Source organism: Pengzhenrongella sp., from assembly GCF_036565025.1.
Classification (GTDB): Bacteria; Actinomycetota; Actinomycetes; order Actinomycetales; family Cellulomonadaceae; genus Pengzhenrongella.
The window spans coordinates 1-4,839 of record NZ_DATCNW010000168.1 but is presented as its reverse complement, the minus strand read 5'-3'; the positions used below and the strand labels follow the sequence as shown (position 1 = coordinate 4,839).

Genomic DNA, 4,839 nt, shown 5'->3' with positions numbered 1-4,839 from the left:
GCCGACCAGCGGCAACTCGAGCCCGAGGTCGAGGAGCATGCGCCGGATCTCGACCGGAAAGGTGGAAAAGGCGTGAAAGGAGAAGACGACGTCGGGCGGCGACGTGCTCAAGACGTCGAGCACTCCGTGGTAGGACGACAGCTGCCACCGGAGCCGCGCGACGCGCTCGTCGTTGTCGGCGGGGCCGGCGATCTCGGGTCGGACGACGTCCCAGCCAGCGGCCCGCAGCCCGGTGCGGATCGCCGTCGAGGCTGTGATCCCATACCCGATCGCGTCGCTGGACGGTTCGGCGCCGGTGGGCTCCGGCCGCTCTGCCGGGACGGTGTATCCGTCGAGGTAGAGGACCCGCCGCACGCTCGCCGGCACGCCTGGCACGCTCACGCTCGGTCCGCGGGCTGCAGCTTGTAGCCGAGGACGGCGTAGTCCTGGGGTCCGTACAGCGTGAGCGCCACCAACTGCTCGACCTGCTGACCGGCGCCGGAGCCGGCGGGCTCGAAGGGGGATCGGTTGGGGTGCAGGGGCCGCACCTCGACCTCGCCGAAGCCGGACGCGGACACGAGGTACTCGGTCAAGGCTGGCGGCAGCGGTGAGCGGTGTGTCGGGTCGTTGTAGAAGTCGCAGGCCGCCATGCGCAGGTTGCTCGGGTTGGGTGTCTCGAGCAGCACGCAGCCCCCGGGACGCAGGGCGTGGCGGGCCGCGGCCAGCAGCGCGAGCAGCTTTTCCACATCGAGGTGCTCGATGAGGTGGAACGCGGTCACCAAATCTACCGTGTCCGGCTGCAGGCCCTGCAGGTGCGCAACGGCGTCGCCGTGGACCAGGTCGAGACCACGCGCCCGGCCCGCCTCGACGAAGACGGGGTTGGCGTCGACGCCCGAGGCGGGCACGCCGGCGTCGCGCAGCAGCGCCAGCCACTCCCCCCGCCCGGAGCCCACGTCCACGACCCCGGCGCCCGCCGCGCCGGCTCGCGCAGCCGCGCCGATGAGCCGGCGCACGTCGGGTAGGTAGTCCGCGAGCTTCGCGGTGACCTCGACCGTCGGCCCCCGGAAGCGGTCGGTGAAGTCGGCGTAGAGGGTGGCGAAGCGCGGCCCGCTGCCGTCGATCTGAACGCGCAGCTCCGTCTCGAGCCCCGCCACCCGCTGCGAGGTCTCGGCCAGCTCACGGGCGAGATCGCGCACCTGCGCCTCGAGCGCCTCCATCCGCTCGGGCGACGTCTGTCCGCGCGGGTCGGTGCCTGCCGAGGTCATCCGGCCGGCACGGTTCCCGCGGCGCCGGTGTCCGGGTCCATCTTCTCCGCCTCGGCCTCACCGGGCCTGGGGATGGTCCGCAGGACACGGGCGGGGTTGCCGGCGACCACGGTGTAGGGCTCGACGTCGCTCAGCACCAGCGAGCCCACACCGACCACTGCGTGTGCACCGATGCGGCAGGGCGCGACGACGATGGCATTGCTGGACACCCACACACCCTCCTCAATGACGACGTCGCGTCCCGACTTCGGCACGGCGACCTGGCGCTGCGCACCGAACGTGGTCCAGTCGTGCGTGCCGGTGAGCACAGAGACGTTGTGGCCGAAGAAGGCGTACTCGCCAACGGTGATCTCCCCGGACGAGAGGTTGAACAGCGCGTTGTTGACCACCGCGGTTGGGGAGATGTGCAGGCGCGAAGGGTCGCCGTACACGAGCGGGCGGAACAGCGCCGGGTCCTCGGTCTCCCTCGCTCCCGACGGCCGCCCGACTGCCGAGGGCCCGCGCCGAAGCGCCGCCCCCAGCCCCCCGGCGCGTTGCACCACCCGCTCACGCAATGACACCCGCGTCCCCTTCCACCGCTGTCGAGGGCTTCACCCTGCTCGGTTTGGCTGCTGCTGTCCACGAGTCGCCGCCTCGGTGGGCGGCCAGGGCCCGGGCGTAGACCTCGGCGTGTACGGCGGCAATGGCGCCCCAGCTCTGGCCCGCCGCCAGCACCCGACCCGCCGCCGTGAGCCGATGAGCAAGGGCACGATCGCTGAGCACCCGCCCCAGCGCGTCGGCCAGCGCCGCAGTGTCACGCGGGGGCACCCGGAGCACGCCGTCGGCCTCGCTCGGCCCGCGCGCCTCGCCGGGGGGTGCGGTGGCGACGACCGGTACCCCGGCCGCGAGCGCGGCAAGCAGCGAACCGGACTTGCGGGTCACGCCGGCGTTGAACGGGAACGCCGCGGCGTCGGCGGCGTGGAGCAGCCGGGAGACCTCGGCGCCGGGCAGGTAGCCGGTGAAGTGCACCTGATCCTGCACGCCGCACGCCGCCGCGACCTCCTCGAGCTCCCGGCGCAGCTGGTGCGCGGCGGCGCTGGGCACGGAGTGGCTCTCCGCTCCGCCGATCAGCAGCAGCTGGACCTCCGGCCGCTGCGCTCGTAGGGCGGCCACCGCGGCGATGAGGCGATCGAGCGCCTTCTCCGGGTGCAGGAAGCCGAAGAACACAACCAGCGGGGCGTCGGGCGCCGCGCCGAGCTCGCGCCGCACGTCGGCCCGGGCCTGGGCCTGATCGCCCGTCGCGAGCTCGACGTTGAGGCCGATCGGCACCTCGAGCGTGGCCGGCGCATTGCGGGGGAAGCGGGCCCGCAGCACGTCCAGATGCTCCGGCGACGGGACCAGCAGGCAAGCGGCCCGGGGCGCCAGCAGCATCGTCTCGCGGTCGGCGTACCCGCGCCGTTCGGCCGCCGACCACAGCGCGGAACGCACCCGGCGGCTGTGGCCGCGCCCGGACCACACGCCGTACTCGTGCAACGTCACAATAAGGGGAATGCGCCCCGGCAGGAACAGGGGAAGCAGGCCGATCGCGCGCGAGGAACCGAAGACCGACGGCGAGAACTGCACATGCACCACGTCGAGGCTTAGGCGGCGCAGTGCCCCGGCGGCCGCCGCGACTCCCCCGACATCCCATCGCTCAGTGACTCCGACGGCACCCTCCCCGGCGGCCCGTGCCCACTCGTAAGTCGTCACGACGAGCGGTTCGAGGCCGGTGCGGCGCAGGTGGACTGCGAGCTGGCGCGTGTAATCGGCCACCCCGTCCCGCGTCGGGTCCAGGTAGCCGCACACCAGCCCGACCCGCGTCCCGCTCATGAAGGGTTAGGCCCAATACCGTTCAGTTGGACTTACGTCGAGGACGAAGGTGTCACCTCGCCGGGTGCGGTGGCCGCGCTGGCAGGCCGGCCGGCGACGCCGGGTGTCGAGCGCTCCAAGAAGCGAAGCAGCTCGACCGGGAACGGCAACACGAGCGTCGAGTTCTTTTCAGCCGCGACCTCCACGACGGTTTGGAGTAGCCGCAGTTGCATGGCGGCGGGTGTCGCGGCCATCTTCGCGGCCGCGGCGGCCAGCTTGTCCGAGGCCTGCAGCTCCCCGTCAGCGGTGATGACGCGGGCCCGCCGCTCCCGCTCGGCCTCCGCTTGCCGTGACATCGACCGCTTCATCGACTCGGGCAATGCCACATCCTTGATCTCCACCCGATCGATGTGCAGGCCCCAGCCCAGGGCCGGGCTGTCGATCATCACTTCCAGACCCTGGTTCAGACGCTCCCGGTTGGTCAGCAGGTCGTCCAGATCGCTCTGCCCGATCATCGAACGCAGTGACGTCTGCGCCACCTGCGCCACCGCGGACTGGTAGTCCTGCACGTCCACAACCACGCACACCGGATCGATGACCCTGAAATAGACGACCGCATCCACCCGGACCGTCACGTTGTCGCGGGTGATGCCGTCCTGCGCCGGCACCGGCATCGTCACGATCTGCATGTTGACCTTCTGCAGACGGTCCGCGAACGGCACGATGAAGGCGAGCCCAGGCCCGCGGGTCTCGGGCCGTACCCGTCCGAACCGGAAGACGACACCTCGCTCGAACTGCTTGACAACATGGCCGCTCACCCCCAGCCACACCACACCCAGCGCGATAGCCGCGAGCAGAACATAGACAATGATCATTTCGCCCTCGTATCCGGCCGCGCCGCCCACCTGACTCTTTCGACGACCACCGGCCTCACCTCAAAGGTAGCCCCGCGGGGGTTCGCGTTGAACCTTGCCGACCGGGCACAGGTCCAGATCAGGCCGCTGCGGCGACGGCCTCCCCCCTCGCTCGGCAGTGCGGCGCAGACGATGTCGGCGACATCGCCGACCAGGCGAATCGGCGCTGTTGCGTTGATCGATTGACCCGCGCGGAGGAGGTTGCGTTGCGTCCGCCGGTGGCTGGATTTCAGAGGCACTGCGCGAGGTCGGCGAACGCTGCTGGCAGGCGATCATGGGGTGCGGAGTCGGTCGCGAGTTCGTAGTGGCCGCGCCGTAGGTTCTGCACGAACGCGTGGCCGGCGGCGACCGTGCGCGCGGAGCGGATCGTCTTGAGTCCGCGCATCGGGCGAAGCCGTGCTTTGAGCCGACCGTGATCAGCTTCCACGACGTTGTTGGCGTACTGCTCCAGAACGTGCCGCGCGCCAGGAAGCAGGTCATCGAGCACGCGCGGGTAGACCGGTGCCCGGTCGGTGGTGACCTCCACGGGCGCGGGCCCGCGGGTCAGCGCGCGGGTGAAGAACGCTCGAGCGGCCGCGCGATCGCGGCGTTCGGAGACCAGGACGTCGATGGCCTGGCCGTGCTGATCGATCGCGCGGTAGAGGTAGGTCCAGCGGCCGGCGACCTTGACGTAGGTCTCATCGACGAACCACCTGTCGCCCGTCGCGTGGCGCGCCGGTCGGGCAGCATCGATGAACTCCGGCGTGAAGGTCTGGACCCAGCGATAGACCGTCACGTGATCGACCTCGATCCCACGCTCGGCCAGCAGCTCCTCGACGTCGCGAGAGGACAGCCCGTAGCGCAGGTACCAGCGC

General features: G+C 71.1%; 6 protein-coding genes. All 6 read right to left on the bottom strand.

Going from position 1 to position 4,839, the window contains the following annotated elements; genetic code table 11:
- Positions 1-381: hypothetical protein (locus tag VIM26_RS09720; protein WP_331950576.1), on the bottom strand; the 381-nt coding region annotated here is incomplete at its 3' end.
- The gene (locus VIM26_RS09715; protein WP_331950574.1) at positions 378-1,244 is read right to left on the bottom strand and encodes a methyltransferase domain-containing protein; all 867 of its coding nucleotides are present in this window, start codon (positions 1,242-1,244) and stop codon (positions 378-380) included. The genes VIM26_RS09715 and VIM26_RS09720, both read right to left, overlap by 4 nt.
- Entirely contained in the window at positions 1,241-1,804 is a 564-nt protein-coding gene (locus tag VIM26_RS09710) for an acyltransferase (RefSeq protein ID WP_331950572.1), read from the bottom strand. Before VIM26_RS09710 ends, VIM26_RS09715 begins: the two co-directional genes overlap by 4 nt.
- Entirely contained in the window at positions 1,791-3,092 is a 1,302-nt protein-coding gene (locus tag VIM26_RS09705; protein ID WP_331950570.1) for a glycosyltransferase, read from the bottom strand. Before VIM26_RS09705 ends, VIM26_RS09710 begins: the two co-directional genes overlap by 14 nt.
- Before the next feature lie 32 nt (positions 3,093-3,124).
- Complete coding sequence (locus tag VIM26_RS09700; RefSeq protein ID WP_331950568.1) at positions 3,125-3,976, bottom strand: SPFH domain-containing protein; 852 nt, start codon at positions 3,974-3,976, stop codon at positions 3,125-3,127.
- Between the two features lie 238 nt (positions 3,977-4,214).
- Positions 4,215-4,839 (bottom strand): IS6 family transposase (locus VIM26_RS09695; protein ID WP_331950566.1); only part of this gene is annotated, 625 nt, incomplete at its 5' end.

Bases quoted from the DNA above. Each gene is read 5' to 3' on its own strand.
- VIM26_RS09705 (WP_331950570.1), bottom strand. From the start codon at position 3,092: ATGAGCGGGACGCGGGTCGGGCTGGTGTGCGGCTACCTGGACCCGACG.
- VIM26_RS09715 (WP_331950574.1), bottom strand. From the start codon at position 1,244: ATGACCTCGGCAGGCACCGACCCGCGCGGACAGACGTCGCCCGAGCGG.